This is a genomic window from Cribrihabitans pelagius (assembly GCF_048820915.1).
In the GTDB taxonomy this organism is placed as follows: domain Bacteria; phylum Pseudomonadota; class Alphaproteobacteria; order Rhodobacterales; family Rhodobacteraceae; genus Cribrihabitans_A; species Cribrihabitans_A pelagius.
This window is the reverse complement of sequence record NZ_JBMERR010000001.1, coordinates 341442-367210: the sequence shown is the minus strand read 5'-3', so window position 1 is coordinate 367210 and position 25769 is coordinate 341442. Positions and strand designations below refer to the sequence as shown.

Here is a 25769-nt window from a genome sequence, read left to right as displayed (position 1 = left end):
CCGCCTGTCATCAACGCGTGGCTTGCCGTGGGACTTGGGGAAGAAAGGCTCAAGGCGCGCCATCTGCGCGTCAGTTAGCCAGAAAAGATCAGACATGGTCACCGCTCGTTTTCGAGCCGTGAATCATACCGATAACCGAAAATCAATGGGTCCTGACCCTAGGTCTCCAGCGTATTGATCCACTGGGCGATGTGCTTTCCGTTTTTCGTGGTGTCCTTGAACTTCTTCTGATGAACCGTCTTCGCAAGTTCCGCGAAAGTCGTTGCGCGCCCTTCTTGCTCGCGCTTGCGAACCTTCGGATTCCCCCCCGACGCGATCAAGCGACGCATCTCGTAAGACTTCTCGCGGGCCTCAGCGAGCGTGATCAATTTTGCAGAACCGAGGCCAAAGTCGCGGCGTCTGCCATGCACCACGACACGAAGCACCCAGCGGCGCGCTCCTGAGGCATCGACTTGGAGATACAGCCCACCGCCATCAGTGTGCCGCCCTGGTGGGGCTTTCTTCACGAACGCTGCGTTGAGTCTCTTTTCGACATGCGGCCCGGACTTCCTGCCACCCCTGTTCGCGGAACCGTCCATCATCCCATCCCACATTTTACCCCACACTTACACAGTGTAGAATAGCACAAAATGCAGGATGTATGACCGCCAAACTGCTGAAATGTTGATATTTTCAGCGCACATTAGCCCGAGATAGGGGGTAAGTGGCGGAGACGAAGGGATTCGAACCCTCGAGACCCTTCCGGGCCTACTCCCTTAGCAGGGGAGCGCCTTCGACCACTCGGCCACGTCTCCGCTGACCCGTATATGTGCCAGCCTCAGGGGAAACAAGGCGTTTTTTGAAATTTCTGGCAGGAGCGGGAAAATTCGCGCGCGCCTGGCGGCAGGGGGCGGGCGGCGGGCGGCAAACGTCAGGCACGGGTGTGGTTTGCGCCGCCCGCGAAGGAGCAGCGCAGGCCGGTCCGCGGCGGCGGCCACGGGCCGCCGCGGACGGTATCGCGTGTCAGGACAACAGCGCCAGGCGCTCCAGGAACAGGGATTTCACCGCGGCGGAGTCAGTTGTCATGCAGACCTTGACCGGCACACGGCCGCTTTTCCGGTCCTCCAGCGTGGCTCCCACGGTCTCGCCCTCGCAGGAGACCCGCAGCGGCACGTCGCGCATGCCAAAAAGCTGCGGGTGGGTGCAGGCAATCACCGCCGCCGGGTCGTGCAGCGAGCAGCCTTCGTGCTTGCCGACCGAGAGATAGAAGCGCAGGTAGAACTCCGACATCTCCTTGAGCATGCCGCCGAGCCGCGGCGCGCGTTCGGCGATGCCGTCGAAATCCGCGGCTGAGCACTGGATGCGGTGGGTGACGTCGAGCCCTACCATCACCACATCGGCGCCCGAGGCAAAGACCGCGTCCGCCGCATGGGGGTCGTGATAGATATTGGCCTCGGCATGCGGGGTGATGTTGCCGCCTTCCTCCAGCGAGCCGCCCATGATCACGATCTGCTTCACGTTCCGGGCAAACTCCGGGTCCAGCTCCAGCGCGCGGGCGATATTGGTGAGGGGCCCTACCGGGCAGACCACCAGCTCGCCCTTGTGCTCGCGCGCCATGCGGCAGAGGAACGCTGCGGCCTCCTCGGCCAGCGGCGCGCCCTCTGGATCTGCCGCGGGGATGTCGCCGAAGCCTTCCTCGCCATGCACATGGGCGGAGGGTTTGAACGGCGGCAGTTTCAGCGGTGCCGCGGCACCCTGGGCCACCGGCGCGTCGACGCCCGCGGCTTCGAGCAGGCGCAGCGCGTTGCGGGTGGCGGTGGCAGTGGTCACATTGCCGAAGATGGTGGTGAGCCCCAAGAGCTCGATGTCCGGCGCCGCTGCCGCGTAGAAAATCGCCATGGCATCGTCGATGCCCGGATCCGTGTCGATGATCAGTTTCACCATGTGCGTGTTCTCCCAGCGCTTACTTGAATTTGTCGATCAGCTTTTCCAGAGGCGAGCGCGCATCCGGCGCCGGCGTCCCGGCGGCGGGCTTGGGTTGGCCGCCGCCCTGCCCCGCCTTCCTAGCCATCTCGCCCTTGCCCTTGCCGTCGCCCCTGCCATCCCCGTTGCCGCCCGAGCTGCGCGGCGGCGCCACCCGCAGGGCCACCGCGTTCATGAACTTGCCGCCGTCGCCGCGGGCGAGATCGGCCGCACCGTCCGAAATGCCGCGCAGCAGGTCGTCGAGCCAGGCCTCGTCCGCCTTGGCAAAATCGCGCAGCACGTAACCTGCCACCGCATCCTTGTGGCCGGGGTGGCCGATGCCGATCCGCACCCGGGCATAGTCCGGCCCGATATGCGAATGGATCGAGCGCAGCCCGTTGTGGCCGGCATGGCCGCCGCCCTGCTTCACCCGCGCCTTGCCCGGCGCCAGGTCCAGCTCATCGTGCAGCACCACCACATCGGCGGGCGTCAGCTTGTAAAAGCGCATCGCCTCTCCCAAAGGCTGGCCCGAGAGGTTCATGAAGGTCTGCGGCTTCAGCAGCAGAACCTTCTCTCCGCCCAGCGTGCCTTCGCAGACCTCGGCCTGAAACTTGCTGCGCCAGGGCGAAAACCCATGGTCGGCGGCAATCCGGTCCACGGCCATGAAGCCGATGTTGTGCCGGTTGCCCGCGTATTTCGGCCCCGGGTTGCCCAGTCCGGCAAAGAGTTTCATCGCGCGCCTCGTGCTTGATTGCCTTTGGTCATGCTACATGCCCCGAACCCGCCGGGAAATCCACCCTCCGGGCGCCGGGGCGGGCGCATGCAGCTTGCTCCTGAACAAAAAGCCGCGCGCCGGCGGCGCGCGCGGTGGCGATCCTGACGGGAGTATCTGGCAGTTTATCCCGGCCAGGTCCGTACGCCCTCTCGGCGGAGCGCCCAGCCCCAGCCAAATCGCCGCCGCGTGGGAACGCGCCGGCGATGCGCGGCGGCCTATCGGCCTGTTCCGCGCGGGGCGCGCGCCCTCATGGCCGGTACGGCTTTTCGCGAAATGCACCATCCCCAACAGAAAAGCGGGGCCCCGAGGGACCCCGCCTGCATCCGGCCCGAAGGCGGATGTCTTACGCTTCGGCTTCGGCTTCTTCGCCTTCTTCCTCGGCTTCGTCATCGGCGGCCTTCAGGCCCGACGGAGCGGAGATGTTGGCGATCACGAAGTCGCGGTCGATGGTCGGCTTGGCGCCGCCCGGCAGATCGATCGCGGAGATGGTCACCACGTCGCCGATGTTCAGGCCGGCGAGGTCCACAGTGATCTTCTCGGGGATGTCGCCCGCGGTCACAACCAGTTCCACCTCGGGGCGCACAACGGTCAGAACGCCGCCCTTCTTGATGCCGGGCGCTTCTTCCTCGTTGATGAACTCAACCGGGATGAACAGGTTGATCTTCGAGGTGCGGCGCAGGCGCATCAGGTCGAGGTGGGTCGGCAGGTCCTTCACCACGTCGCGCTGCACGTCGCGGCAGATCACGCGCACGTCGTCCTGGCCTTCGACCTTCAGGTTCCACAGGGTGGACTTGAACTGGCCGGCCTTCAGCTTTTTCAGCAGTTCGTTGAACGGGATCTGGATTGCCAGCGGATCCACGTCACCGCCGTACACCACACCCGGAACCATGCCTGCGCGGCGTGCTGCGCGAGCGGCGCCCTTGCCCGTCCCCGCACGTTCCTGGGCTACGAGATCAGGAATCTCTTTTGCCATGTCTATTCTCCAATATGTCAGGGCGGGGTGCCTCCAAGGCTGTCACCCCGCGTGAAGCCGTGCCTATAGACCGGATGCGGGGATTTGGGAAGCGCAAATGGCCCGCCGGACAGCCCGCGCGCCCGGCCGATCCTGCCTAATCCTGCCAGCGGCCGCCGAAATCCTCGGGGATCAGCAAATTGTGGCGGCCCAGCGCCGTGACCGAGCGCTCGCCGCAGAGCGCCATGGTGGTGTCCAGCTCCTTGCGAATCACCTCCAGCGCGGCGGTGACGCCCTTCTGCCCCATGGCGCCAAGCCCGTAAACAAAGGCGCGGCCGATCATCGTGCCCCTGGCCCCCAGCGCCAGCGCCTTCAGCACGTCCTGGCCCGAACGGATGCCGCTGTCGAGATGCACCTCCACGTCACTGCCGACTGCGTCCAGGATCTCCGGCAGCATCCGGATCGAGCTCAGCGCGCCGTCCAGCTGCCGCCCGCCGTGGTTCGACACCACGATGGCATCGGCCCCCAGCTTCGCCGCCATGCGCGCATCCTCGGCGTCCAGGATGCCCTTGAGGATCACCTTGCCGCCCCACATCTCCATCAGCTTTTCGACCTTGCCCCAGTCCAGTGCGGGGTCGAACTGCTCCGCCGTCCAGACGCCCAGCTGCGACGTGTCGGAAACGCCATGCACATGGCCCACGATATTGCCGAAGTTGCGCCGCTTGGCGCCCAGCATTTCAATACCCCAGGCCCATTTCGTCATCAGGTTGGCAATGGTCTTCGGCGTCAGCTTCGGCGGCGCCGACAGGCCGTTCTTCAGATCCTTGTGGCGCTGCCCCAGGATCTGAAGGTCCAGCGTGATCACCAGCGCCGAGCATCCCGCACCCTTGGCGCGCTGGATCAGGCGGCGGATATAGTCCTCGTCCTTCATGGTGTAGAGCTGGAACCAGAACGGTTTCGAGGTCGCCTCCGCCACTTCCTCGATCGAATTGATCGACATGGTGGAGAGCGTGAAGGGCACGCCGAAGTCTTCCGCCGCCTTTGCCGCCTTGATCTCGCCATCGGCGTGCTGCATCCCCGTCAGCCCCACCGGCGCCAGCGCCACCGGCATCGCCACCTCCTGGCCGATCATCGTGCTCGCGGTCGAGCGTCCGGACATGTCCACCGCCACCCGCTGGCGCAGGCGGATCTTCTCGAAGTCCGAGGTGTTCTCGCGGAATGTCTGCTCCGTCCAGCTGCCGCTTTCAGCATAGTCGTAGAACATCCGCGGCACCCGGCGTTCGTAGATGCGCTTGAGATCGTTGATATTGGTGATTACCGGCACCGGGGGCCCCTCCGCTTGGTCTGGTAAAGTTTCCTTACCAATTTCGGCAAGCCCCCGCAACGTTGCTGTATCCGCGCGCTGCAATGCAAAAAGCCGCACCCTCGGGCGCGGCTTTGGAACTACAACGACGGCTTGCCACCTTCCCCCTTTCGCAAGGCCGAAGGCCGGGCGGCGGGAAGCGTGTATGGAATGATGATAGGCCGATAACCGCGCTCAGCCCCGATGCGCCCCATCGGCCAGCGACTTCACAAACGCCAGCACATCTTCTGGTGATTTGCCCTGAGCGATCTGGCTCACGATCGCGCTGCCCACCACGGCGCCATCGGCGACCGAGGCGATCTTCTCCGCCTTCTCCGGGGTGTTGATGCCAAATCCCACGATGACCGGCAGATCGGTCGCCGCCTTGATCCGCGCGACTTCCGGGCCGACGTCGCCCGCCTCGGCCTCGGCCGCGCCGGTGATGCCGGTGATCGAGACGTAGTAGACAAAGCCCGAGGTGTTCTGCAGCACCTTCGGCAAGCGCTTGTCATCGGTGGTCGGCGTCGCCAGCCGGATGAAGTTCAGCCCCGCCTTCTGCGCCGGGATGCAGAGCTCTGCGTCCTCTTCCGGCGGCAGGTCCACCACGATCAGTCCGTCGATGCCCGCGGCCCTGGCGTCTTCCAGAAATTTGTCCACGCCGCGGTTGTAGATCGGGTTGTAATAGCCCATCAGCACGATCGGCGTTTTGTCGTCGCCTTCGCGGAACTTGCGCGCCAGCTCCAGCGTGCGTTCCAGCGTCATGCCAGCCTCCAGCGCCCGCTGCCCGGCGAGCTGAATGGTCGGCCCGTCCGCCATCGGATCGGTGAAGGGCAGACCCAGTTCGATGATGTCCACACCGGCGCCGGGCAGACCCTTCACCACCTCCAGCGAGCTGTCGAAATCGGGATCGCCCGCCATCACATAGGTGACAAAGGCTTTCCGGCCGGCGGCGTTCAGTTCGGCGAATTTGGCGTCGATGCGGGTCATGTCCGGGCCTTTTCAAAGTTTCCGCTCAGATGTGCCGAAAGTTGCGCGGGAAATCAATCCCGCGCGGCTTGCCAACCCGCCTCCGTACCGCCCGCGGCCGCCTCAGCCGTCGAGCGGAATATGATAACGCAGGCTCAGCGTGTTGACGCCGGGGTTGCTGTCCCCGGTAGAGGCATTGGATTTGTGCGACAGCGCCAGCGACAGTGCCCGGCCGTTCAGGAACCGCTTGCCTACCGCCAGCTGGCTGCGGATCTCGAAAGTGGAGCCCAGATCATTGAGGTCGACGCTTTCGGCATAAACCCCCGGCATCACGCTGGCCTCGACAAACCAGTCCTGCCGCAGATCCCAGACGCCGCTGACTCCGGCCCCGAAGAACACATCCCCGGTTTCCTGCACCTCCAGCGCGGCGCCGACCCGCGCCGACAGGATCCGGCCCTCGTGGAACGGCTGGTGCATGTACTCCACGCTTGCCAGGGCGCTGTCCTCGGCGCCGTCACGGGAAAAGTCCGAATACCCCAGTCCAAGGACAACTTCTTGCGCCATCACAGGCGCAGAGACGGCGGCGAACATGGCTACCGCCACAATAGCAGTGCGTTTCATTCGGGTCCCTCGCAAAACACTTTCTTTTCACTGCATTTATTCCATCCGGCCGCATTTCCAAGACACACCGGCCAAATTCTCCGTGAGGAGGCGCTGTGCGGCAGCGCTCGGAACCCTGCCGCCGCAGCGGTGTCCGGCGCCCCGGCCCCGCCGGCACAGCCGCCTTGCACCATGCGTCAATGCTGCCTAGAAGCACCTCCCAAGTGGCATCAGGAGGCCGGTATGGGCTTTAAAATGGGAATCGTTGGTCTTCCCAACGTGGGCAAGTCGACGCTGTTCAACGCGCTGACCAAAACCGCCTCGGCGCAGGCGGCGAATTTTCCGTTCTGCACGATCGAGCCGAACGTGGGCGAGGTCGCGGTGCCGGACGCGCGGCTGGACAAGCTGGCGGCAATTGCCAAGTCCAAGCAGATCATCCCGACCCGGATGACCTTTGTCGACATCGCGGGGCTTGTGAAGGGCGCCTCGCAAGGCGAGGGCCTGGGCAACCAGTTCCTCGCCAACATCCGCGAAACCGACGCCATCGCTCATGTTCTGCGCTGCTTCGAGGATGGCGACGTCACCCATGTGGACGGCCGCGTTGATCCCGTTGCCGACGCCGAGGTGATCGAGACCGAGCTGATGCTGGCCGACCTCGAAAGCATCGAGAAGCGCCGCGCCAACCTGGTGCGCAAGCTCAAGGGCAACGACAAGGAGGCTCAGCAGCAGGAGCGCCTGCTGGCTGCAGCCCAGGCGATGCTGGAAGACGGCAAGCCCGCCCGCCTGGTCGAGGTCGACGCCGAGGACGCCAAGGCCTGGAAGATGCTGCAGCTTCTAACCACGAAGCCGGTGCTCTATGTCTGCAACGTGGGCGAAGCGGAATCGGTCGTGGGCAACGAACATTCCGCCAAGGTCGCGGAAATGGCCGCGGCGCAGGGCAACGCGCATGTGATCATCTCCGCCCAGATCGAGGAAGAAATCAGCCAGCTCGACGCGGAAGAGGCGCAGATGTTCCTGGAGGAGATGGGCCTCAGCGAAGCTGGTCTCGACCGTCTGATCCGCGCGGGCTACGAACTGCTGCACTTGGAGACCTATTTCACCGTCGGCCCGAAAGAGGCCCGCGCCTGGACCATCCGCACCGGCACCGCCGCGCCGCAGGCTGCAGGCGTCATCCACGGCGATTTCGAGAAGGGCTTCATCCGGGCCGAAACCATCGCCTATGAAGATTTCATCGCCTGCAATGGCGAACAGGGCGCCAAGGAAGCGGGCAAGATGCGTGCCGAAGGCAAGAGCTATGTGGTGAAGGACGGCGACGTGCTGCACTTCCTGTTCAACACCTGAGCCACTCGTCCGCCTGCATGATCCACCGCCCGCCGCTCCGCCCGGCGGGCGGTTTTTTGTGCGCCCTATGGCGCCCCGGCTCCCCCTGCCCCGCTGCCGCGCCACGCCCCTGCGCCGGAAATTCCCCGCGACAGACCCGCCGCATGCGCTACACTCACAGGGACGGCTGCCCGGTGCGGCCTCCGCTTACGGTTCCAGCAACAGGCAGTTCCGCGATGGAAAAAGACAGAAGCATCAACGTCCTCGGCGGCCCGCTGGCCAGTTGCTCCGCCAAACCGCTCACCGGCTTTTTCCGCGATGCCCATTGCAACACCTGCGCCGAGGACATGGGCAGCCACACTATTTGCGCGGTGATGACGGCGGAATTTCTGGCCTTCTCCAAATACGTCGGCAATGACCTCTCCACTCCGCGCCCGGACCTCGGCTTTGCCGGGCTGAAACCGGGCGACCGCTGGTGCCTCTGCGCGGCCCGCTTCCTGCAAGCCGCAGACGAGGGCTGCGCGCCGCAGGTGCATCTGGAGGCCACCCACGCACGGGCGCTGGAGATCGTGCCGCTGCCGGTGCTGCGCAGCTACGCCGCCGCCAATCCGGCCTGACGCCGGCCCCCCGTGAAAGCTGTCCCCATGACACGTGTCCTCTTCCTCCTTGCCGCCCTTGTCCCCGTGCCGGCCGCGGCGCAATCCTCTTGCAGCGGCCAGACCCAGATCGATGCTAATTTCTGCGCCAAAGAGAAATGGCAGGCCGCCGATGCCGAACTGAACCGCCTCTGGGGCGAGGTGAAGCCCTTGGCAGATGCCCGCGGCGCGGGCCAGGCCCTGCTGAAAAATCAGCGCGCCTGGCTGCAGCACCGCGACGCCGGCTGCGAAGGCGAACTGGCCGCGGGCGGCAGTGCGGCGCCGATGTTCTACTGGTCCTGCATGGAGGCGCAGACCCTGCAGCGCAATCAGGTGCTGCGCAGCCTGCGCTGAGTGGCGGCCGGCATGAAAAAGGCGCCCCGCAGGGCGCCTTGGGCTTGTGTCAGCCGGACAGGCGGCCGCTCACTCCTCGAAAGCGCGCCCCTCTTCGGTATCCGACATGTCAAAGCCCAGGTGCTTGGCCACCGTGTAGACATCCTTGTCGCCGCGGCCGCACATGTTCATCACGATGATATGGTCCTTCGGCAGCTCGGGCGCGATCTTCATCACATGCGCCAGCGCGTGGGAGGGCTCCAGCGCCGGGATGATGCCTTCCATCGCGCAAGAGAGCTGGAACGCCTCCAGCGCCTCCTTGTCGGTGATCGAGACATACTTTGCGCGGCCGGTCTCATGCAGCCACGAATGCTCCGGCCCGATGCCCGGATAATCCAGTCCGGCCGAGATCGAGAAGCCTTCGAGGATCTGGCCGTCCTCGTCCTGCAACAGATAGGTGCGGTTGCCATGCAGCACGCCCGGGCGGCCGCCGGTGAGCGAGGCGCAATGCTGCATCTTCTCGTCCACGCCTTTGCCGCCGGCCTCGACCCCGATGATGTTCACCGATTTGTCGTCCAGGAACGGGTAGAACAGCCCCATCGCGTTGGAGCCGCCGCCGATCGCCGCAATCACCGTGTCGGGCAGGCGGCCTTCGCCCTCCTGCTCGGCCAGCTGCCAGCGCACCTCCTTGCCGATCACCGACTGGAAGTCGCGCACCATCGCCGGGTAGGGATGCGGGCCCGCCACCGTGCCGATGCAGTAGAAAGTATCGCGCACATTGGTCACCCAGTCGCGCAGCGCGTCGTTCATCGCATCCTTCAGCGTGCCGCGGCCGGAGGTGACCGGGATCACCTCGGCGCCCAGCAAACGCATGCGGAACACGTTCGGCGCCTGGCGTTTGACGTCATGCGCGCCCATGTAGACCACACATTTCAGCCCGAACTTGGCGCAGACGGTGGCGGTCGCGACGCCATGCTGGCCCGCGCCGGTTTCGGCAATGATGCGGGTCTTGCCCATGCGGCGCGCCAGCAGGATCTGGCCCAGCACGTTGTTCACTTTATGCGCGCCGGTGTGATTGAGCTCGTCGCGTTTCATGTAGACCTTGGCGCCGCCCAGGTGCTGCGTCAGCCGCTCGGCATGGTAGAGCGGGCTGGGACGGCCGACGTAATGCTTCCAGAGGTCGTCCATCTCGGCCCAGAAGGACGGATCGTCCTTGGCGCGGTTGTATTCCTCTTCCAGGCTCAGGATCAGCGGCATCAGCGTCTCCGAAACGAAACGCCCGCCGAAAATGCCGAAACGGCCGTTTTCGTCCGGCCCGTTCATGAAGCTGTTGAAAAGATCGTCGGCCATGGTGCTTGCCCTTCTGTCGCTCCCTCCTGTCCTAGTGCGCCGGGGCGGCAAGGGCAAGCCGCTTCGAAGCGGCTTAGAAAGGGCTTTCCAAAGCCCTTGTCAGCGCACGCGGCGGATCGGACAGCCGTTGCAGAAGACCACGAAATGACGATGGTTCTCCACCACCTGGAAGCCGCGGCGCGCAGCCTCCTGCAGGAAGGCGGCGCGGCCTGCCAGCCGTTCCACGTCACGGATCTTGCGCTTGACCACCCCGCCGCGCTGCGCTTCTCCGGAAGAGAAGACCTGCGCCAGCCATACCTCCGGCGTCAGATGTTGCGGCAAGTGTCCCATGCGGCAGCTTCGCCGCGGCGTGGTTAACCAGGGGTTACCGGGGCCGGACCCTGCGCCGATTTCACGAAGGCTTCAATTCGCGCCGCGTCCTTCTGCCCCGGCGCGCGTTCCACGCCCGAGGAGACATCCACCTGGCGCGCGCCGGTCATCCGCACGGCCTCAGCGACGTTCTCCGGAGTGAGCCCGCCCGCCAGCATCCAAGGCTTCTGCCAGTACTTGCGCCCCGCCAGCAGCCGCCAGTCAAAAGCCAGCCCGTTGCCGCCCGGCAGCGCCGCGCCTCTGGGGGGCTTTGCGTCGATCAGCAGCTGGTCGGCCACGGCCTCATAAGCCGCGATCTGCGGCAGGTCGTCCGCATCCGCGATGCCCACTGCCTTCATCACCGGCAGGCCGTAGCGGGCGCGCACGTCGGCCACCCGTTCGGGGCTCTCCTTGCCGTGAAGCTGCAGCATGTCGAGCGGCACCGCTGCGGTGATCGCATCCAGTTCGGCGTCGCTGGCATTGACCGTCAGCGCCACCTTGCAGAGCCCGGCAGGCGCCCCGGACGCGAGCGCCGCGGCCTCGGCGATCTCCAGATGGCGTGGGGACTTCGGGAAGAAGACAAACCCCGCATAGGCGGCCCCTGCCGCGGCCGCGGCCGCCACATCCCCCTGCGTGCGCAGGCCGCAGATCTTGACCCTGATTGCATCCATGACCGTCAGCGCCCGCCGCTCAGCTGGTCTCGTCCAGCAGCGCCAGGACCTCGTCCTTGCCCTCGTGCTGGCGGCGCTTCAGCTTTTTCACCTCGCGCGACAGCTTCTTTGCCTCGCGCGCCTTCTGCGCCGCCTCGCGGCGGTGCTTGTGCTCGCGGATCCACTCCCAGAGGAAGCCCAGCACCAGACCCGCCGCGACCCCGCCCAGCACCACCACAAAGATGGGCAGCGCCAGTGTCAGGTTGAAGCCGAACAGCTCGGCCAGGGCGGCGGGCATCAGTTTCAGTTCGACGATCGCGCGGTTGGCCAGCGCCACCGACACCAGCACCACGGCGAGCGCCCCAAGAATTGCATAGCGAATGTAACGCATCAGGCCTTCCCGTTCAGCCGGTCCCGCAACAGCTTGCCTGTTTTGAAGAACGGCACGTGTTTTTCCTCGACATGGACCGTCTCTCCGGTGCGCGGGTTGCGGCCCACGCGGGAGTCGCGCTTCTTGACCGAAAACGCCCCGAAACCGCGCAGTTCCACCCGGTCGCCGCGCGCCATCGCATCGGTCACTTCCTCGAACACCGTGTTGACGATCCTCTCCACATCGCGCTGATACAGGTGCGGGTTTTCATCTGCAATCTTCTGAATCAACTCAGAGCGGATCATGTGCTGTCTCCTCCGGAACACCGATACCATTGGCTAGTTCTCTGAGAGTATAGGAAAAATCCCCGAAAGGGGGAGAGAAAACCGGCCCTGCCGGCGGCAATTTGCCCGCGAGCGGCGGTATTTTGGCCCCTCGGCCGCCGCGGAATGCCTCATCCGGGTACGGGGACAGCCGGGCAGGGCGAGGCAAACCGCTTGATTCGGCTTGGCAAAACCCGCCCCCTGCCCTGCCGCGCGCGCCATCGCAGCCACGGAAAAAGCCCCGCAGTCGCCTGCGGGGCTTTCCAATTTCAGCCTGGAGGCCGGAGCTTAGTCGCCCGACTTCAGTGCTGCACCCAGGATGTCGCCCAGCGATGCGCCGGAGTCCGAGGAGCCATACTGTTCCACAGCTTCTTTTTCTTCCGCAATCTCGCGGGCCTTGATCGACAGGCCCAGGCGGCGCGACTTGGAGTCGACGTTGGTGACGCGCACGTCGACCTTGTCGCCAACCGAGAAACGCTCGGGGCGCTGCTCGGCGCGGTCGCGGCTCAGGTCCGAACGGCGGATGAAGGACTTCATGCCTTCGTATTCCACCTCGATGCCGCCGTCTTCGATGGCGGTCACGTTCACGGTGATCACGGAGCCGCGCTTCACGCCGCCCACGGCTTCCGCGAACTTGTCACCGCCCAGGGCTTTGATCGACAGCGAGATACGCTCTTTCTCGACGTCCACTTCGGAGACCACGGCCTGAACCACATCGCCCTTGCGGTAGTTCTGGATCGCGTCTTCGCCGCGCTCGTCCCAGGACAGGTCGGAGAGGTGCACCATGCCGTCGATGTCGCCGTCGAGGCCGATGAACAGACCGAATTCGGTGATGTTCTTGACTTCGCCTTCGACCTGGGTGCCTTCCGGGTGAGTCTCGGCAAAGACTTCCCACGGGTTGCGCATGGTCTGCTTCAGGCCCAGGGAGACGCGGCGCTTGGCGCTGTCGATCTCCAGCACCATGACGTCCACTTCCTGGGAGGTGGAGACGATCTTGCCGGGGTGCACGTTCTTCTTGGTCCAGGACATCTCGGAGACGTGGACCAGACCTTCGACACCGGGCTCCAGCTCAACAAATGCACCGTAATCGGTGATGTTGGTGACGCGGCCCTTGTGGACCGAGGCCAGCGGGTACTTGGCGCCAACCAGATCCCACGGGTCTTCCTGCAGCTGCTTCATGCCGAGGGAGATACGGTGGGTTTCCTTGTTGATCTTGATAACCTGAACCTTGACGGTTTCGCCGATCGACAGGATTTCGGAGGGGTGGTTCACACGGCGCCATGCCATGTCGGTGACGTGCAGCAGGCCGTCAACGCCGCCGAGGTCAACAAACGCACCGTATTCGGTGATGTTCTTGACGACACCGTCGACTGCCTGGCCTTCGGACAGGTTGCCGATGACTTCGGCACGCTGCTCGGCACGGGACTCTTCGAGGATCGCACGGCGGGACACAACGATGTTGCCGCGGCGGCGGTCCATCTTCAGGATCTGGAACGGCTGCTTCAGACCCATCAGCGGGCCGGCGTCGCGCACGGGGCGGACGTCAACCTGCGAGCCGGGCAGGAAGGCAACAGCGCCGCCGAGGTCGACGGTGAAGCCGCCCTTGACGCGGCCGAAGATCGCGCCTTCGACGCGCTGATCGTCTGCGTAGGCTTTTTCCAGGCGGTCCCAGGCTTCCTCGCGGCGGGCCATCTCGCGGGAGATGACGGCTTCGCCACGGGCGTTTTCAGCCGCGCGCAGGTACACTTCGACTTCGTCGCCGACAGTGATTTCGGGCGCTTCGCCGGGGTTTGCGAATTCTTTCAGATCAACGCGGCCTTCCATCTTGTAGCCGACGTCGATGATGGCCTGGCCGGCTTCGATTGCCAGCACCTTGCCTTTGACAACCGAACCTTCGTCAGGGGTGTCCATTTCGAAGCTTTCTTGCAGGAGGGCTTCGAATTCCTCCATCGATGTGTTTTGAGCCATGAGGTCTCAGGTTTCCTTTTCAAGCGGTTTTTCTGGCCGGGCGGTTGTCTCCGCCGGTCTCGATTCAGCAGTGCAGGGCGTGGCCCGGTACCCATCTGATCAAACAAACACAAAGGGCCGAGGTGTGCCCCAGCCCTGCTCAGATGCGCCATCCGGACGTTGGCCGCCCATGTACTGACAGCGCGCTATGTAGGCGGATTCTGGGGCTGAGGCAAGCCCCTTGCGGGGCCTGCACAGGCGCGGACGCGCTCAGGCGATCTCGGTCACGAAGCTTTCGCGGGGCTTGCGGACCTTGGGCAGCGGCAGCAGCCAGTCGCCCTCCGGCTGGCGGTAGCCAAGCGGCAGCAGAACCACCGAGCGCAGACCGCGTTCCCGCAGGTTCAGGATCTCGTCCACCTTCTCCGGATCGAATCCTTCCATCGGAGTGCTGTCCACTTCCAGCTCGGCCGCCGCCGCCAGCGCAAAGCCAAGCGCGATATAGGCCTGGCGCGCGGCATGGCCATGGTTCACCTCGGCATCGCGCGGCAGGTACATCGCCTTGAGATTGGCGTAGTAGTCCCACAGCATCGGGTTCTCGCCGCGCTCGTCCTCCATCTGCCGGGTGACCGCGTCGATGCGCTCTTCGCTGTAGTTGTCCCAGGCCGCAAACACCAGCAGGTGCGAGCCGTCGGTCACCTGCGCCTGATTCCAGGCCACCTTGCGGATCTCGCCGCGGATCTCCGGGTTGGTGATCACGAACAGCTCGAACGGCTGGGTGCCGCTGGAGGTCGGCGCCATGCAGATCGCCTCGATGATCTGGTCGACCTTCTCCTGCGGCACCGATTTGGACGGGTCCATCCTCTTGGTGGCATAGCGCCAGTTCAGCTTCTCGATCAGCGTGCTCTTGGTCATCCTGCGGTCCTTTCGCGGCCTCCGGGCCGGCCCCGTTGCGGTGCCGGCGTTATTGATGGTATAGATTTGTAACCGGAGATATATTGAATACCTGGGCCGTTGCAAGAAGGCACATTTCTGACCCCCGGTATCAAGGAGGGAACTGCAATGGCAAAAGCACAATGCCCGGAATGCGCCCGCATCAACGAGGTGCTGTCACGCGTCGGCGACCGCTGGAGCGTGCTGGTGGTGATTTCGCTCGCGCAGTACGGGGTGTTGCGCTTCAACGCGCTGAAGCGGCACCTGGGGATTTCGCAGCGGATGCTGAGCCTCACCCTGCGGGAGCTGGAGCGCGACGGGCTGGTCAGCCGCACCTATCATCCGACGATCCCGCCCAAGGTGGAATATGCACTGACGCCGCTGGGCGAGTCCTTCCGCGAGCCGGTGCGCGCGCTTGGCCTCTGGGCGCTGGAGAACCTGCCCGAAATCGACACCGCCCGCGCCCGCTATGACGCCGCCGCCGCGCAGACGGCCTGACACCGGCCGCGCGTTCAGATCTCCTCGCCCTTCTTCAACAGCTCGTCGATCAGCTGCCGCTGCAATCCGCGGCTGTCGCCGCCCCTGAACTGCAAGGCACCGCCGGAATAGAGCGTGCCGTAGGTGCGCGCGATATTCACCATCTGGCCCAGCCCCAAGATCAGCTGATCCTTCTGCAAGGGCGACAGCGGGTGGATATAGACCGCCCAGAGATGCCCCTTCGCCACCGCGTAACGCGCATCCAGCGCGCTGTCGAAATTGGCCTGCATCATCCGCATCAGGTCCTTGGCGCTGAGATCTCCGGCCGGGCGCAGCGGCACCATCGCCCGCATCCGGTCCGCGGCGGCATCGGTCAGCACCAGCACCGGCAGGCCTGCAATGCTCAGCCGGAACCCCGCGCCCAGCGGCTGCGCCTCCGGGTCAAGCGCCAGCAGGATGCGCCCCAGCCGCTCGTAGGTCATCGGCGGCTCCGGCAGCGCCTCCGAGAGGTGTTCAGGTGCAGCCTCCGGCTTCTCCGCCTGCGGCTCTGCCGCCGCCGGCAGCGCCAGACAGGCCAGACTGGCCGCCATCAGGATCGCTAGCCATCGCTTCATGCCGCGCCCTCCCCTTGACCGGACAGGGAAAGGATAGCCCGCGCGGCGGGCCCGCCGCCACACACAGAGCGGTGAACGCAGCGGGAGGGCAGCCGCCCGCCCCCGGCCTAGCGGCGCGAGTCGACTACCGCCTTGGCCTTGGCCAGCGCGTCCTCGATGCTGAGTTCGCTGGTGTCGATCAGAACCGCGTCCCCGGCCGGCTTCAGCGGCGCCTCGGCCCGGTTCATGTCGCGCTCGTCGCGTGCCTTCACATCCGCCAGCACCTCGGCCAGCGAAATCACCCGGCCCGCCTCGCTCAGCTCTGCATGCCGCCGCTTGGCGCGCACCTCGGCGCTGGCGGTGACGAACAGCTTCACCTGCGCATAGGGGCAGATCACCGTGCCGATGTCGCGCCCGTCCAGCACCGCACCGCCCGCGCGGCGGGCAAAGGCGCGCTGGAAGTCGGTCAGCGCCGCGCGCACCGCGGCAATCACCGCCACCCTGGAGGCCGCCTGCGCCACCTCCGCGCCGCGCAGATCCGGCCGTTCGAGGTCCTGCGGCGTCAACCCCTCGGCTGCCGCCACCGGCGCCACTCCGTCCAGCATCTTCGCCCCGACTGCGCGGTACAGCAGGCCGGTGTCGAGGTAGCTGAACCCGTAATGCGCGGCCAGCGCCCGCGACAGCGTGCCCTTGCCCGCCGCCGCAGGCCCATCGACCGCGATGGTGAAGCTCTCGCTCATGCCCGCTCCAGCTTCGCGCCCAAACCGCCCATCAGGCTCTCGAAGATCGGGAAGGAGGTGGCAATCGGGCTGCCGTCATCGACCGAAACCGGGTTCTGCGCGCCCATGCCCATCACCATGAAGGACATCGCGATCCGGTGGTCGAGGAAGCTCTCACAGATGCCGCCGCCCGGCACCCCGTCGGGGCCAAGGCCGGTGACTTCCCACCAGTCCTCGCCCTCCTCGACGCTGACACCATTGGCGCGCAGCCCCTTGGCCATCGCGTCGATCCGGTCGCTTTCCTTCACTCGCAGCTCCTTCACGCCCGCCATCATGGTCTTGCCGGTGGCAAAGGCGGCAACCACCGACAGCACCGGATATTCGTCGATCATCGACGCGGCCCGTTCCGGCGGCACCTCGATGCCCTTCATGTCAGGAGAGAACTTCGCCCGCAGGTCGGCCACCGGCTCGCCGCCTTCCTCGCGAGGGTTCTCGAAGGTGAGGTCGGCGCCCATGTCCTGCAGCGTGTAGAACAGCCCGGCACGGGTGGGGTTGAGGCCGATGCCCGGCACCAGCACGTCCGATCCCGGTGTGATCAGCGCGGCACAGACCGGGAAAGCGGCCGAGGACGGATCCCGCGGCACCGCGATCACCTGCGGCTTCAGCTCGGGCCGCCCTGTCAGGGTGATGACGCGGCCTTCTTCGCTGTCCTCCACGGTGATCTCGGCGCCGAAACCCGCCAGCATACGCTCGGTATGGTCGCGGGTGGCTTCCGTCTCGATCACAACCGTCTGGCCGGGCGCGTTGAGGCCCGCGAGCAGCACCGCCGATTTCACCTGCGCCGAAGGCACCGGCACGGTGTAGCGCACGGGCACCGGATCAGCGGCGCCGACGATGGTCATCGGCAGGCGCCCGCCCGCGCGGCCCACGGCCTGCGCACCGAACAGCGCCAAGGGGTCGGTCACCCGCGCCATCGGCCGCTTATTGAGCGAGGCATCGCCGGTGAAGGTCGCGGTGATGGGAGAGGTCGCCATCGCCCCCATGATCAGCCGCACCCCGGTGCCTGAGTTGCCGCAGTCGATGACATTGCCCGGTTCGGCAAAGCCACCGACACCGACACCATGCACCGACCAGCTGCCGCCGCCGTGATCCACCACCTCCGCACCGAAGGCCTGCATCGCCTTGGCGGTGTCGAGCACGTCCTCGCCCTCCAGAAGCCCGGTGATGCGGGTCTCGCCGACCGCCATCGCGCCCAGGATCAGTGAACGGTGCGAGATCGACTTGTCGCCCGGCACCTCGGCCACGCCGGTCAGCGGGTCTGCACGGTGAGATGTCATCGGGATGGGCGTGCCGTGTCCGGACATGGAAAACCTTTCCTGCGCTAGCGTTACCAATGTCCCTACAAAATCGCTTAAAAAGGGTCCAGTGCGTTTTCCCCGCCCGGCCAAAGCCAGGCACCGCCGGAACACCGCAGGAGCAGGATCTTGACGGCCACACATAACAGGCTGACAGTCGGGGCGTGTGTCGGGGTGAGTGCGGGGCGGGTCGAATGGGGTGGATATCGGATCTCTTTGCCAAGGGCACCACAACCTGGTTCCAGCCGCCGGATCCGCAGCAACCACGGCCGCCCGGCTTTACCCTCCGCTTGCCGTTACCCTTCCCCGGCATGACCGAAATCCGCGTCCGGATCAGCCCCGGCGAGATCTGGAACGCTATCCGGCCCCCGTTTCAGGAAAAGGAAACCATTGCGCAAAGGCGCTTGGCGACGCTCGTCGGCGTGGTCGCCTTTGGCCTCCCCGCGATCATGGCGATCGCCGCAACAACCTGGGACAGCTGTTTCCGCGACAGCATCAGCCACTTCTACTATGACCCCTACATGGGGGCGGTCTTTGTCGGCATGCTCGTGTTTATCGGCGGTTTTCTCATCGCCTACCACGGCAACCACTGGCTTGAGGACTTGGGTTCATTTGTGGCGGGCGCCGGGGCGTGTGCCGTTGCATTCTTCCCGACTTCCGGCGCCGGATGCGAAGATAGGGAGGTCGTCCTGTCCCGGGTGTTTGCCGAAGTCAAAACCGGCAAAGTGCCCGCGCTCGGCGCGATCGAAAGCGATAGCCTGTTTCAGATCTCGGTCAACGCGGGCTTCTGGCATTCGTTCGGCGCCGGCGTTTTGCTCGTGTATCTGGCCCTGTACTGCTTTGTCGTGCTCAGGCGCACCGTTCCCGAGTGGCACATCCGGAATGGGACTGTAATTCCGACCAAGCGGCGCCGGAACATTCTTTATGGCTGGTGCGCCATCGTGATCGCAGCCTGCGTCGCCATTCTGGTTGCGCAAGTATACCTGTTCCCGGCGGGCCTTAAGGATTCCTGGAACAAAGGGAATTTCACGTTCGTTTTCGAAACAATCGCCCTGTGGGCCTTTGGTCTGGCGTGGATCGTCAAGGGCAGGCGCATCGCCTGCCTCAACGACCCGCCCCATCCGCCGCCGGCAAACCGCGCCGCCGGCCCGCCGCCAGCCACACCCGGCCCGGCGCCTGAAACTGCCGGGCCTTAGGGCCGCCCCTGAAGCCGCCGGAAGGTCAGGTAATGCGGTGTGCGCCCTTCGCGCAACGCCTTCTGCTCGTAGCGGGTGGAGATCCAGTCCTCCCATGGCTGGCGCCAGTCTTGCGGGCCTTCGGCCAGCCACTCGAACCCCGCCTTCGGCACCTCCTCCAGCGTCTGGCGCACGTAATCTGGGATGTCGGTTGCGACCCGGAAGACCGCCCCCGGCTTCAGGCAGCGCGCCAGCGGTTCGAGGTGCTCCTGGGTCACGAAACGGCGGCGGTGGTGGCGCTTTTTCGGCCAGGGATCGGGGTAAAGCAGGAAGGCGCGCGAGACCGAGGCCGCGGGCAGCACATCCATCAGGTCGCGCGCATCGCCGGGGTGGATCGCGATATTCTCCGCCCCGGATTTGCGGATCTTGCCCAGCAGCATCGCCACCCCGTTGATGAAGGGCTCGGCGCCGATGATGCCCGCCTCAGGGTTGCTCACCGCCTGGTGCACCAGGTGCTCGCCGCCGCCAAAACCGACTTCGAGCCAGACCTCGCGGGAGCCAAAAAGCGCCTCGAGATCAAGCGGTGCGCGCTCGGGGTTTTCTTCCCAGCCGACCGCACCGGGGCTGAGCGCGGCGAGGTCCTCGTCCAAGTAGCGCTTCTGGCTGTCCTTCAGGGTCTTGCCCTTGAAGCGGCCGTAGAAGTTGCGCCAGGGCGCACCGCTCGCGTGCTTGTCAGCCGCATTGGCCCGGGCGGATTGGACGCCGGACTGGTCATCCTGCGGGGTGCCCGGCTGGGCGCCGGTCTGGTCATCTGGGCTGGGCTTGCCGCTACGGGGCTTCTGGTCGCCGGACATGCGTCTGGCCTCCTGTTCCGGTCAGTTTTGCTAGGCTGGCCGCTCCTCTGCCGCAGGACGCGCGGCGGGTCAAGCCGGGAGCGCCGCGGCGGGTGGACAGGTCAGCCTGCCTGACGTGATGTTTCGCGCGCAAAACAACCGGTCAGCCCCGCTGACCGGTTCCGCCGCGCCGCCAGGCGCGGCGCCCGGCCCAACCGGCGCCGGCGCGCCCGGAAAGGCGGACCGGCAGGCGGGCGGGAGCGCCTCCCCGAAGCCCCTGCGCGTTGCCAAGGCAGCGTCCGCGCGGTCAACCGGGCGGTCAGCAAAAAGGGGCGCGCCCGGCGGGCCGCCCCTTGCCAGGATCAGATCCGGTGCCTCTGGATCAGACCGCCTTCTTCAGCGCCTCGGCCAAGTCGGTGCGCTCCCAGCTGAAGCCGCCGTCGGCTTCAGGCTCGCGGCCGAAGTGGCCGTAGGCCGCGGTGCGCTGGTAGATCGGCTTGTTCAGCTCCAGATGCGAGCGGATGCCGCGCGGAGTGAGGTCCATCACTTGGTCGATCGCCTTTTCGATCGCCGCCGCGGAGACCTCGCCGGTGCCGTGGGTCTCAGCATAGATCGACAGCGGCTTGGCAACGCCGATCGCGTAGGAGAGCTGGATGGTGCATTTCTCGGCCATGCCCGCCGCCACCACGTTCTTGGCGAGGTAGCGCGCGGCGTAGGCCGCGGAGCGGTCCACCTTGGTCGGATCCTTGCCGGAGAACGCGCCGCCGCCGTGCGGGGCCGCGCCGCCGTAGGTGTCGACGATGATCTTGCGGCCGGTGAGGCCCGCGTCGCCATCGGGGCCGCCGATCACGAAGCGGCCGGTCGGGTTCACATGCCACTTGGTGGCCTCGGTCAGCCAGCCCTCGGGCAGGGTTTCGCGGATATAGGGCTCCACCAGGGCGCGGATGTCGGCGCTGGTCAGGGTCTCGTCCAGGTGCTGGGTCGACAGCACGATCGAGCTGACCCGCACCGGCTTGCCGCCCTCATAAACCACCGAGAGCTGCGATTTGGCATCCGGGCCCAGCACCGGCTCGGTGCCGTTCTTGCGCACCTCGGCGAGGCGGCGCAGGATCGCGTGGCTGTACTGGATCGGCGCGGGCATCAGCGCCGGTGTTTCGTTGGTGGCAAAGCCGAACATGATGCCCTGGTCGCCGGCGCCCTCTTCCTTGCCCTCGGAGGCGTCCACGCCTTGAGCGATATGGGCCGACTGCTCGTGCAGCAGGTTGGTCACCTCCACGGTGGCGTGGTGGAACTTGTCCTGCTCGTAGCCGATGTCCTTGATGCAGGCGCGGGCGATATCCTCGATCCGGCCCATGTAGTCGTGCAGCTTGTCCTGGTCGGACAGGCCCACCTCTCCCCCGATCACCACGCGGTTGGTGGTGGCGAAGGTCTCTGCCGCGACGCGGGCTTCCGGCTCTTCCGCGAGGAAGGCGTCCAGCACCGCATCGGAAATGCGGTCGCAGACCTTGTCCGGGTGGCCCTCGGAAACCGATTCCGAGGTGAAGGTATAGTTCTTACGGGTCATGAAAGGTGTGCTCCATTGGTTTCTGCCATGTCACGCCAGGAAGCCGTTGTGACAGGGATCAGGACGCAGTACGCGCAGGCACCGCGCGGGTCAATCATTATCGGTAAACAGTTAACCCGTTATGAGCGCGGCGCAAGCCTCCTGGCGCCCAACAGCGAAAAAACTCCGGCAAGCAGGCAGAGCGCGAAAGCAGGCCAGTCGCCGGTGCGGCCGTAGAGCGTCGCGGGCAGCGCCCCGGGCAGGGCCGCGTCGAAATAGCCGGCCTCGCCCAGCGCGAGGCTTTCGCGCAGAGCCCCGTCCGGAGTGATAACGGCGGAGACGCCGGTGTTGGCGGCGCGCAGCATCGGAAGGCCCTGCTCGATCGCGCGCATCCGCGCCTGCACCAGGTGCTGATAGGGGCCGGAGCGGGTGCCGAACCAAGCGTCATTGGTAATCTGCACCAGCATCGCAGGCCGTGTTCCGGGACGCAAATCCTGGGGAAAAACAGCCTCGTAGCAGATCAGCGGCAGGGCCATGCCGCCCGGCAGCGGCAAGAGCTGCGCGCCCTCCCCCGCGGCATAGCCAGCGCCCGCTTGGGTCGCGAAACCGTGGATGCCGAAGCGGGCCATCAGGTCACCGAAGGGGACATATTCCCCGAAAGGCACCAGATGCGCCTTGTCGTAGGTGCCCTGCACCGCGCCGGTCTCGTCGATCAGCACCGCAGAATTATAATAGCGCCCCGCTGCCGCGCGCTGAATGCCGAGCAGCACCGGCGTGCCCTGGGCAGCTTCGGCAATGACGGCGAGGGTTTCCTCGGCATGGTTCAGCAGCTGCGGCACGGCGGTTTCCGGCCAGACGATGAGGTCCGGGCGCGGGCCTTCGGCGGAGAACGCGATCATCCGCCGCACGAACTCCCAGCGCTGTTCCGGGTCCCATTTCTGGTCCTGCGGCGCATTGGGCTGAACGATTCGCACTGTCGTGGCGGTGTCTGGCGGCAGCGCGGGTGCGGGCAGCGCCAGCACCAGCGCGCCCGACAGCGCGCCGGGCAGCAGCGCCGCCAGCGGACGTTGCGGCAGCAGCGCCAGCGGCAAGCAGGCGGCGAGCGTCAGAAACGCCAGCCCGTGCGGGCCGGTCCAGGCCAGAAGGCCCGCTGCGGGCGTATCGATCCAGAACTGGCCGAAGGCCGCCCAGGGAAAGCCGGTAAGCAGATAGGCGCGGGCAAATTCCGCCAGCCCCCAGGCCGCCGCCAGCGCGGGCAGCCGCCAGGCGCCGCGGGCAAAACGCGCCGCAAGGCCAAAGGCCAGCCCCCAGTAGAGCGCCAGCCCCGCCGCCAGCAGCACCAGCGCAAACGGCGCCATCCAGGCGTGGCGTTCCGGGTCGATCTGAAAGGGTTCGATGATCCAGGACAGGCCAAAGCTGAAATAGCCCAGCCCGTACAGCCAGCCTGCCAGCGCCGCCGCGCGCGCCGAGGCGGCCCCCAGCACCAGCCGGCCTGCCGCCGCCAGCGCCAGTGGCACCAGCCAGAGCACGTGCCAGGGCGCCAGCGCCAGCGACAGGAGCGCGCCGGCGCCGAGCGCGAGAGCGGCGGGCGCCAGCCGCAGCTGGCGGGCGGCCTGCCGCAGCCCCACTGCGGTCATGCAGCGGCGTCCGGCAGCCGCACCCTCAGCCGTTTGATGCGGCGGGCGTCGGCATCCATCACTTCGAACTCGGGGCCCTCGGGGTGTTCGATCACCTCGCCGCGGACCGGCACCCGGCCGGACAGCATGAAGACCAGGCCGCCAAGCGTGTCGATCTCTTCCTCGTCGACGTCATCGTGGCTGGTGAGCGAGCGGCCGATCTCGGCCTCGAACTCCGCCAGGGGAGTGCGGGCCTGGGCAATGTAGCAGCCGGGCTTTTCCTCGTACCAGGTCTGGTTCTCGCCGCTGTCGTGCTCGTCTTCGATCTCCCCCAGAACCTGTTCGATCAGGTCCTCGATGGTGACCAGCCCGTCGACGCCGCCGTATTCGTCGATCACCAGGGCCATGTGGCGGCGCTCCGCCTGCATCTTGGTGAGCAGCACGCCGATCGGCATCGAGGGCGGCACGAACAGCAGCGGCCGCAGCATCTGCGCGAGGTCGAACTCGGCGCCGCCGCCGTTGAACCCATGGGTAAGCGCAAAATCCTTGAGGTGGGCAAAGCCAAGCGGCGTGTCCAGCGTGCCCTCATAGACCGGGACCCGCGTGAAGCCGCTTTCGCGGAAGATGTCCGCGAGCTCTTCCTTTTCGGCGGTGACTGGCGCGGCGATGATCTCGGCCGAGGGGATGGCCACATCCTCCACCCGCAGCCGCCGCAGGTTGCCCATGCCCGGCGGGACGTCGCCCGCCGGGGCGGGGGGCGCGTCTTCCGTGTGCTCCTCCGGGGCGTCCGGGCTGAACGCCCCGATCAGCCGCGTCCAGATGCCTGTCCGTTCCGGATTCGGCATGTCATCTTCCGCCATGCCGTTGATGCTGTGCAGCGCGCTTTGCGCCGCGTTAGAACTGCCTTCTATATCGCCCATCTGTCCTATCCAAATGCCCCGCTCAGGGGGCGTCCTCTCCCTTATATGGGTCAGGGATACCCAGTTTGCCAAGTAGCAGTCGCTCAAGTCCTTCCATCAGGGCGGCATCCCGGTCACGGATGTGATCGTAGCCGAGAAGATGCAACATCCCGTGAACGGTCAGGTGGCGGATGTGGTCGGCCAGGGGCTTGCCCGCTTCCGCCGCCTCGCGGGCGCAGGTCTCAAAGGCCAGCGCGATATCGCCCAGCGGAATTTCGCCAGTGAAATCAGGCTCCGGCGGCAGGGGTTCGCCGCCGTCCTCTGCCGCTGCCAGATCCTCCGCGGGCCAGCTCAGCACGTTGGTGGGCGCGGGCTTGCCGCGGAACTCGGCGTTGAGCACGGCGATTCGGGCATCGTCGCAGGCCAGCAGCGAAATCTCGCAGGCCTCGGCGTCGAGCCCGTGGCGGGCGAGGACGATGGCGATCGCTTCCTCGGCGAGCGGTTCCAGCCCGGCGTCCTGCCAGCGGGTGTCTTCGATGGTGATGTCGAGTGTCATGGATCGGTTCCGGATGCGGGGGCCGGCCCCCGCACCCCCGGAGTATTTCCGGCAAGATGACAGGCGCGCGGCACACCGGCAGTGTCAGGCTGGAGCGCGGGGCGCGGGCGCTCAGGCCGGCTTGGCCTCGGCGTCATAAGCCTCGATGATGGCGGCGACAAGCGGGTGGCGCACCACGTCGCGGGCGGTGAAATAGTTGAAGCTGATCTTCCCGATCGGCTTCAGCAGCCGTTCGGCATCGGCCAGCCCCGACTGCACCCCGCGCGGCAGGTCGACCTGGGTGCGGTCGCCGGTGATCACCATGCGCGAGCCCTCGCCGAGGCGGGTGAGGAACATCTTCATCTGCATCGAAGTGGCGTTCTGGGCCTCGTCCAGCACCACAAAGGCATTGGACAGGGTGCGGCCGCGCATGAAGGCCAGCGGCGCAATCTCGATGCGCTTTTCCTCGATCAGCTTGGCCAGCTGCTTGCCGGGCAGGAAGTCGTTCAGCGCATCGTACAAGGGCTGCATGTAGGGATCGACCTTGTCCTTCATGTCGCCGGGCAGGTAGCCAAGCTTCTCGCCCGCTTCCACCGCCGGGCGGGAAAGGATGATGCGATCGACGTGGCCGGTGATGAACATCGAGACGCCAACCGCGACGGCAAGATAGGTCTTGCCGGTGCCCGCTGGGCCGATGCCGAAGGCGAGCTCGTGCTCGAACAGCGATTGCACGTAAGCCTTCTGCGCCTCGGTGCGCGGCTCCACAAGCTTCTTGCGGGTCTTGATCTCCACCCGGCCGCCGCGGAACATCTGCAGCTGGCCGTCTGGTTCGGCACTGTCGGGTTCGGGGCTCATCCGCAACTCGCGGTCGATGTCGCCGGTCTCCACGCTGCGGCCGCTTTCGAGCCGGTCATAGAGCGCCGCCAGCACGCCTGCCGCCTGTTCGCGGGCCGCATCCTCGCCCATTACCGAGAGCTGGTTGCCGCGGCGGACGATCTGCACGCCCAGTTTCTGTTCGATGTCCGCCAGGTTGCGGTCGTATTCGCCGCACAGGTCGATCAGCAAGCGGTTGTCGGGGAACTCCAGCAGCACTTCGTGGGTGGCGGTCTGGTCTTGCGCGTCGTTCAGGGCACCGATGGCCAAGCTGATCTCCTCAGTCCGGGGTTGTGCCTCCAGTTTGCCGCCGCCTTGGCGATAGCGCAAGCGGGCGCTGTGCAAAATTCACGATGCTGAAACAATGCG

The 25769-nt window shown here is 66.1% G+C and carries 28 protein-coding genes, 1 tRNA gene, 1 pseudogene and 1 riboswitch; of the genes and pseudogenes, 5 read left to right on the top strand and 25 right to left on the bottom strand.

The window, feature by feature from the left end; translation table 11 throughout:
* From ACOHX0_RS01705 to ACOHX0_RS01665, 9 genes and pseudogenes are all read right to left on the bottom strand, one after another.
* A pseudogene (locus tag ACOHX0_RS01705) lies at positions 1 to 96 on the bottom strand (IS5/IS1182 family transposase); the annotation flags it as partial.
* 62 nt (positions 97 to 158) lie between these two features.
* Positions 159 to 581 (bottom strand): Arm DNA-binding domain-containing protein, encoded by a 423-nt coding sequence (locus tag ACOHX0_RS01700; RefSeq protein WP_420674896.1) that lies wholly within the window; start codon positions 579 to 581, stop codon positions 159 to 161.
* 123 nt (positions 582 to 704) lie between these two features.
* Positions 705 to 794: transfer RNA gene (locus ACOHX0_RS01695), tRNA-Ser, on the bottom strand.
* A 208-nt stretch (positions 795 to 1002) separates the two neighbouring features.
* On the bottom strand, positions 1003 to 1923 hold the full coding sequence (locus tag ACOHX0_RS01690) for a nucleoside hydrolase (protein ID WP_420674895.1): 921 nt from the start codon (positions 1921 to 1923) through the stop codon (positions 1003 to 1005).
* A gap of 19 nt (positions 1924 to 1942) precedes the next feature.
* Positions 1943 to 2674: an aminoacyl-tRNA hydrolase gene (gene pth, locus ACOHX0_RS01685; RefSeq protein ID WP_420674894.1), complete on the bottom strand. Its 732-nt coding sequence runs from the start codon at positions 2672 to 2674 to the stop codon at positions 1943 to 1945.
* Positions 2675 to 3059: 385 nt separating this feature from the next.
* Complete coding sequence (locus tag ACOHX0_RS01680) at positions 3060 to 3689, bottom strand: 50S ribosomal protein L25/general stress protein Ctc (protein WP_420674892.1); 630 nt, start codon at positions 3687 to 3689, stop codon at positions 3060 to 3062.
* Positions 3690 to 3825: 136 nt separating this feature from the next.
* Positions 3826 to 4992 (bottom strand): alpha-hydroxy acid oxidase, encoded by a 1167-nt coding sequence (locus tag ACOHX0_RS01675; protein WP_420674891.1) that lies wholly within the window; start codon positions 4990 to 4992, stop codon positions 3826 to 3828.
* A gap of 213 nt (positions 4993 to 5205) precedes the next feature.
* Positions 5206 to 5997: a tryptophan synthase subunit alpha gene (trpA, locus tag ACOHX0_RS01670; protein ID WP_420674890.1), complete on the bottom strand. Its 792-nt coding sequence runs from the start codon at positions 5995 to 5997 to the stop codon at positions 5206 to 5208.
* A 102-nt stretch (positions 5998 to 6099) separates the two neighbouring features.
* Positions 6100 to 6597 (bottom strand): acyloxyacyl hydrolase, encoded by a 498-nt coding sequence (locus ACOHX0_RS01665; RefSeq protein ID WP_420674888.1) that lies wholly within the window; start codon positions 6595 to 6597, stop codon positions 6100 to 6102.
* A 222-nt stretch (positions 6598 to 6819) separates the two neighbouring features.
* Between ACOHX0_RS01665 and ychF the strand changes: the two genes are divergently transcribed.
* The 3 genes from ychF to ACOHX0_RS01650 all read left to right on the top strand — a co-directional run bounded on the left by ychF (position 6820) and on the right by ACOHX0_RS01650 (position 8885).
* On the top strand, positions 6820 to 7917 hold the full coding sequence (ychF, locus tag ACOHX0_RS01660; protein WP_420674887.1) for a redox-regulated ATPase YchF: 1098 nt from the start codon (positions 6820 to 6822) through the stop codon (positions 7915 to 7917).
* A gap of 215 nt (positions 7918 to 8132) precedes the next feature.
* Positions 8133 to 8513 carry a DUF2237 family protein gene (locus tag ACOHX0_RS01655; RefSeq protein WP_420674886.1) on the top strand — a complete coding sequence of 127 codons (381 nt, stop codon included), beginning with the start codon at positions 8133 to 8135 and terminating at the stop codon, positions 8511 to 8513.
* A gap of 27 nt (positions 8514 to 8540) precedes the next feature.
* The gene (locus tag ACOHX0_RS01650; RefSeq protein ID WP_420674885.1) at positions 8541 to 8885 is read left to right on the top strand and encodes a lysozyme inhibitor LprI family protein; all 345 of its coding nucleotides are present in this window, start codon (positions 8541 to 8543) and stop codon (positions 8883 to 8885) included.
* Between the two features lie 69 nt (positions 8886 to 8954).
* Here ACOHX0_RS01650 and trpB read toward each other — a convergent pair whose 3' ends face one another.
* The 7 genes from trpB to ACOHX0_RS01615 all read right to left on the bottom strand — a co-directional run bounded on the left by trpB (position 8955) and on the right by ACOHX0_RS01615 (position 14764).
* Positions 8955 to 10214: a tryptophan synthase subunit beta gene (gene trpB / locus ACOHX0_RS01645; RefSeq protein WP_420674883.1), complete on the bottom strand. Its 1260-nt coding sequence runs from the start codon at positions 10212 to 10214 to the stop codon at positions 8955 to 8957.
* Between the two features lie 99 nt (positions 10215 to 10313).
* Positions 10314 to 10544, bottom strand: coding sequence for an N-(5'-phosphoribosyl)anthranilate isomerase (locus ACOHX0_RS01640; RefSeq protein ID WP_420674882.1), 231 nt, complete (start codon positions 10542 to 10544; stop codon positions 10314 to 10316).
* A gap of 23 nt (positions 10545 to 10567) precedes the next feature.
* Positions 10568 to 11233 (bottom strand): phosphoribosylanthranilate isomerase, encoded by a 666-nt coding sequence (locus ACOHX0_RS01635; RefSeq protein ID WP_420674881.1) that lies wholly within the window; start codon positions 11231 to 11233, stop codon positions 10568 to 10570.
* 19 nt (positions 11234 to 11252) lie between these two features.
* The gene (locus ACOHX0_RS01630; protein ID WP_420674880.1) at positions 11253 to 11603 is read right to left on the bottom strand and encodes a LapA family protein; all 351 of its coding nucleotides are present in this window, start codon (positions 11601 to 11603) and stop codon (positions 11253 to 11255) included.
* Positions 11603 to 11917: an integration host factor subunit beta gene (ihfB, locus tag ACOHX0_RS01625; protein ID WP_475682608.1), complete on the bottom strand. Its 315-nt coding sequence runs from the start codon at positions 11915 to 11917 to the stop codon at positions 11603 to 11605. Before ihfB ends, ACOHX0_RS01630 begins: the two co-directional genes overlap by 1 nt.
* A gap of 276 nt (positions 11918 to 12193) precedes the next feature.
* Complete coding sequence (rpsA, locus tag ACOHX0_RS01620) at positions 12194 to 13873, bottom strand: 30S ribosomal protein S1 (protein WP_420674879.1); 1680 nt, start codon at positions 13871 to 13873, stop codon at positions 12194 to 12196.
* A 249-nt stretch (positions 13874 to 14122) separates the two neighbouring features.
* On the bottom strand, positions 14123 to 14764 hold the full coding sequence (locus ACOHX0_RS01615) for an NAD(P)H-dependent oxidoreductase (RefSeq protein WP_420674878.1): 642 nt from the start codon (positions 14762 to 14764) through the stop codon (positions 14123 to 14125).
* A 147-nt stretch (positions 14765 to 14911) separates the two neighbouring features.
* On the opposite strand from ACOHX0_RS01615, the gene ACOHX0_RS01610 reads away from it, so the two are divergent.
* The gene (locus ACOHX0_RS01610; protein ID WP_420674877.1) at positions 14912 to 15280 is read left to right on the top strand and encodes a winged helix-turn-helix transcriptional regulator; all 369 of its coding nucleotides are present in this window, start codon (positions 14912 to 14914) and stop codon (positions 15278 to 15280) included.
* A gap of 14 nt (positions 15281 to 15294) precedes the next feature.
* On the opposite strand, the gene ACOHX0_RS01605 is transcribed toward ACOHX0_RS01610, so the two are convergent.
* The 3 genes from ACOHX0_RS01605 to aroA all read right to left on the bottom strand — a co-directional run bounded on the left by ACOHX0_RS01605 (position 15295) and on the right by aroA (position 17935).
* Positions 15295 to 15873, bottom strand: a complete 579-nt coding sequence (locus tag ACOHX0_RS01605; RefSeq protein ID WP_420674876.1) for a hypothetical protein — start codon at positions 15871 to 15873, stop codon at positions 15295 to 15297.
* A gap of 107 nt (positions 15874 to 15980) precedes the next feature.
* On the bottom strand, positions 15981 to 16592 hold the full coding sequence (locus tag ACOHX0_RS01600) for a (d)CMP kinase (protein ID WP_420674875.1): 612 nt from the start codon (positions 16590 to 16592) through the stop codon (positions 15981 to 15983).
* On the bottom strand, positions 16589 to 17935 hold the full coding sequence (aroA, locus tag ACOHX0_RS01595) for a 3-phosphoshikimate 1-carboxyvinyltransferase (RefSeq protein ID WP_420674874.1): 1347 nt from the start codon (positions 17933 to 17935) through the stop codon (positions 16589 to 16591). The genes ACOHX0_RS01600 and aroA overlap by 4 nt, the downstream gene beginning before the upstream one ends.
* Positions 17936 to 18120: 185 nt before the next feature.
* Here aroA and ACOHX0_RS01590 point away from each other — a divergent pair, with 185 nt between their 5' ends.
* Positions 18121 to 19122, top strand: coding sequence for a hypothetical protein (locus ACOHX0_RS01590; protein WP_420674872.1), 1002 nt, complete (start codon positions 18121 to 18123; stop codon positions 19120 to 19122).
* Here the strand turns inward: ACOHX0_RS01590 and trmB are convergent.
* The 6 genes from trmB to ACOHX0_RS01560 form a co-directional block, all read right to left on the bottom strand.
* Entirely contained in the window at positions 19119 to 19955 is an 837-nt protein-coding gene (gene trmB / locus ACOHX0_RS01585) for a tRNA (guanosine(46)-N7)-methyltransferase TrmB (RefSeq protein ID WP_420674871.1), read from the bottom strand. The two genes, ACOHX0_RS01590 and trmB, sit on opposite strands and share 4 nt — an antisense overlap.
* 361 nt (positions 19956 to 20316) lie before the next feature.
* A complete protein-coding gene (metK, locus tag ACOHX0_RS01580) occupies positions 20317 to 21498 on the bottom strand; it encodes a methionine adenosyltransferase (protein WP_420674870.1) in 1182 nt (393 codons plus the stop codon).
* 8 nt (positions 21499 to 21506) lie between these two features.
* A riboswitch (SAM-SAH riboswitch) is annotated at positions 21507 to 21556 on the bottom strand.
* Between the two features lie 61 nt (positions 21557 to 21617).
* Entirely contained in the window at positions 21618 to 23114 is a 1497-nt protein-coding gene (gene lnt, locus ACOHX0_RS01575; protein ID WP_420674869.1) for an apolipoprotein N-acyltransferase, read from the bottom strand.
* Complete coding sequence (locus ACOHX0_RS01570; RefSeq protein WP_420674868.1) at positions 23111 to 24013, bottom strand: transporter associated domain-containing protein; 903 nt, start codon at positions 24011 to 24013, stop codon at positions 23111 to 23113. Before ACOHX0_RS01570 ends, lnt begins: the two co-directional genes overlap by 4 nt.
* 22 nt (positions 24014 to 24035) lie before the next feature.
* The gene (ybeY, locus tag ACOHX0_RS01565) at positions 24036 to 24548 is read right to left on the bottom strand and encodes an rRNA maturation RNase YbeY (RefSeq protein WP_420674867.1); all 513 of its coding nucleotides are present in this window, start codon (positions 24546 to 24548) and stop codon (positions 24036 to 24038) included.
* 111 nt (positions 24549 to 24659) lie between these two features.
* Complete coding sequence (locus ACOHX0_RS01560; RefSeq protein ID WP_420674866.1) at positions 24660 to 25670, bottom strand: PhoH family protein; 1011 nt, start codon at positions 25668 to 25670, stop codon at positions 24660 to 24662.
* Between the last annotated feature and the right edge of the window lie 99 nt (positions 25671 to 25769).

What these genes read in the sequence shown, in the direction of transcription:
- trpB (WP_420674883.1), bottom strand. Translation starts at nt 10,214, where the DNA reads ATGGCCGACGATCTTTTCAACAGCTTCATGAACGGGCCGGACGAAAAC.
- ybeY (WP_420674867.1), bottom strand. Translation starts at nt 24,548, where the DNA reads ATGACACTCGACATCACCATCGAAGACACCCGCTGGCAGGACGCCGGG.
- aroA (WP_420674874.1), bottom strand. Translation starts at nt 17,935, where the DNA reads ATGTCCGGACACGGCACGCCCATCCCGATGACATCTCACCGTGCAGAC.
- ACOHX0_RS01665 (WP_420674888.1), bottom strand. Translation starts at nt 6,597, where the DNA reads ATGAAACGCACTGCTATTGTGGCGGTAGCCATGTTCGCCGCCGTCTCT.
- ACOHX0_RS01610 (WP_420674877.1), top strand. Translation starts at nt 14,912, where the DNA reads ATGGCAAAAGCACAATGCCCGGAATGCGCCCGCATCAACGAGGTGCTG.
- metK (WP_420674870.1), bottom strand. Translation starts at nt 21,498, where the DNA reads ATGACCCGTAAGAACTATACCTTCACCTCGGAATCGGTTTCCGAGGGC.
- ACOHX0_RS01605 (WP_420674876.1), bottom strand. Translation starts at nt 15,873, where the DNA reads ATGAAGCGATGGCTAGCGATCCTGATGGCGGCCAGTCTGGCCTGTCTG.
- ACOHX0_RS01655 (WP_420674886.1), top strand. Translation starts at nt 8,133, where the DNA reads ATGGAAAAAGACAGAAGCATCAACGTCCTCGGCGGCCCGCTGGCCAGT.
- ACOHX0_RS01600 (WP_420674875.1), bottom strand. Translation starts at nt 16,592, where the DNA reads ATGAGCGAGAGCTTCACCATCGCGGTCGATGGGCCTGCGGCGGCGGGC.
- ACOHX0_RS01570 (WP_420674868.1), bottom strand. Translation starts at nt 24,013, where the DNA reads ATGGGCGATATAGAAGGCAGTTCTAACGCGGCGCAAAGCGCGCTGCAC.
- ACOHX0_RS01640 (WP_420674882.1), bottom strand. Translation starts at nt 10,544, where the DNA reads ATGGGACACTTGCCGCAACATCTGACGCCGGAGGTATGGCTGGCGCAG.
- trmB (WP_420674871.1), bottom strand. Translation starts at nt 19,955, where the DNA reads ATGTCCGGCGACCAGAAGCCCCGTAGCGGCAAGCCCAGCCCAGATGAC.
- ACOHX0_RS01700 (WP_420674896.1), bottom strand. Translation starts at nt 581, where the DNA reads ATGATGGACGGTTCCGCGAACAGGGGTGGCAGGAAGTCCGGGCCGCAT.
- ychF (WP_420674887.1), top strand. Translation starts at nt 6,820, where the DNA reads ATGGGCTTTAAAATGGGAATCGTTGGTCTTCCCAACGTGGGCAAGTCG.
- ihfB (WP_475682608.1), bottom strand. Translation starts at nt 11,917, where the DNA reads ATGGTATCGGTGTTCCGGAGGAGACAGCACATGATCCGCTCTGAGTTG.
- lnt (WP_420674869.1), bottom strand. Translation starts at nt 23,114, where the DNA reads ATGACCGCAGTGGGGCTGCGGCAGGCCGCCCGCCAGCTGCGGCTGGCG.
- ACOHX0_RS01590 (WP_420674872.1), top strand. Translation starts at nt 18,121, where the DNA reads ATGGGGTGGATATCGGATCTCTTTGCCAAGGGCACCACAACCTGGTTC.
- ACOHX0_RS01690 (WP_420674895.1), bottom strand. Translation starts at nt 1,923, where the DNA reads ATGGTGAAACTGATCATCGACACGGATCCGGGCATCGACGATGCCATG.
- ACOHX0_RS01635 (WP_420674881.1), bottom strand. Translation starts at nt 11,233, where the DNA reads ATGGATGCAATCAGGGTCAAGATCTGCGGCCTGCGCACGCAGGGGGAT.
- ACOHX0_RS01630 (WP_420674880.1), bottom strand. Translation starts at nt 11,603, where the DNA reads ATGCGTTACATTCGCTATGCAATTCTTGGGGCGCTCGCCGTGGTGCTG.
- rpsA (WP_420674879.1), bottom strand. Translation starts at nt 13,873, where the DNA reads ATGGCTCAAAACACATCGATGGAGGAATTCGAAGCCCTCCTGCAAGAA.
- pth (WP_420674894.1), bottom strand. Translation starts at nt 2,674, where the DNA reads ATGAAACTCTTTGCCGGACTGGGCAACCCGGGGCCGAAATACGCGGGC.
- ACOHX0_RS01680 (WP_420674892.1), bottom strand. Translation starts at nt 3,689, where the DNA reads ATGGCAAAAGAGATTCCTGATCTCGTAGCCCAGGAACGTGCGGGGACG.
- ACOHX0_RS01615 (WP_420674878.1), bottom strand. Translation starts at nt 14,764, where the DNA reads ATGACCAAGAGCACGCTGATCGAGAAGCTGAACTGGCGCTATGCCACC.
- ACOHX0_RS01650 (WP_420674885.1), top strand. Translation starts at nt 8,541, where the DNA reads ATGACACGTGTCCTCTTCCTCCTTGCCGCCCTTGTCCCCGTGCCGGCC.
- trpA (WP_420674890.1), bottom strand. Translation starts at nt 5,997, where the DNA reads ATGACCCGCATCGACGCCAAATTCGCCGAACTGAACGCCGCCGGCCGG.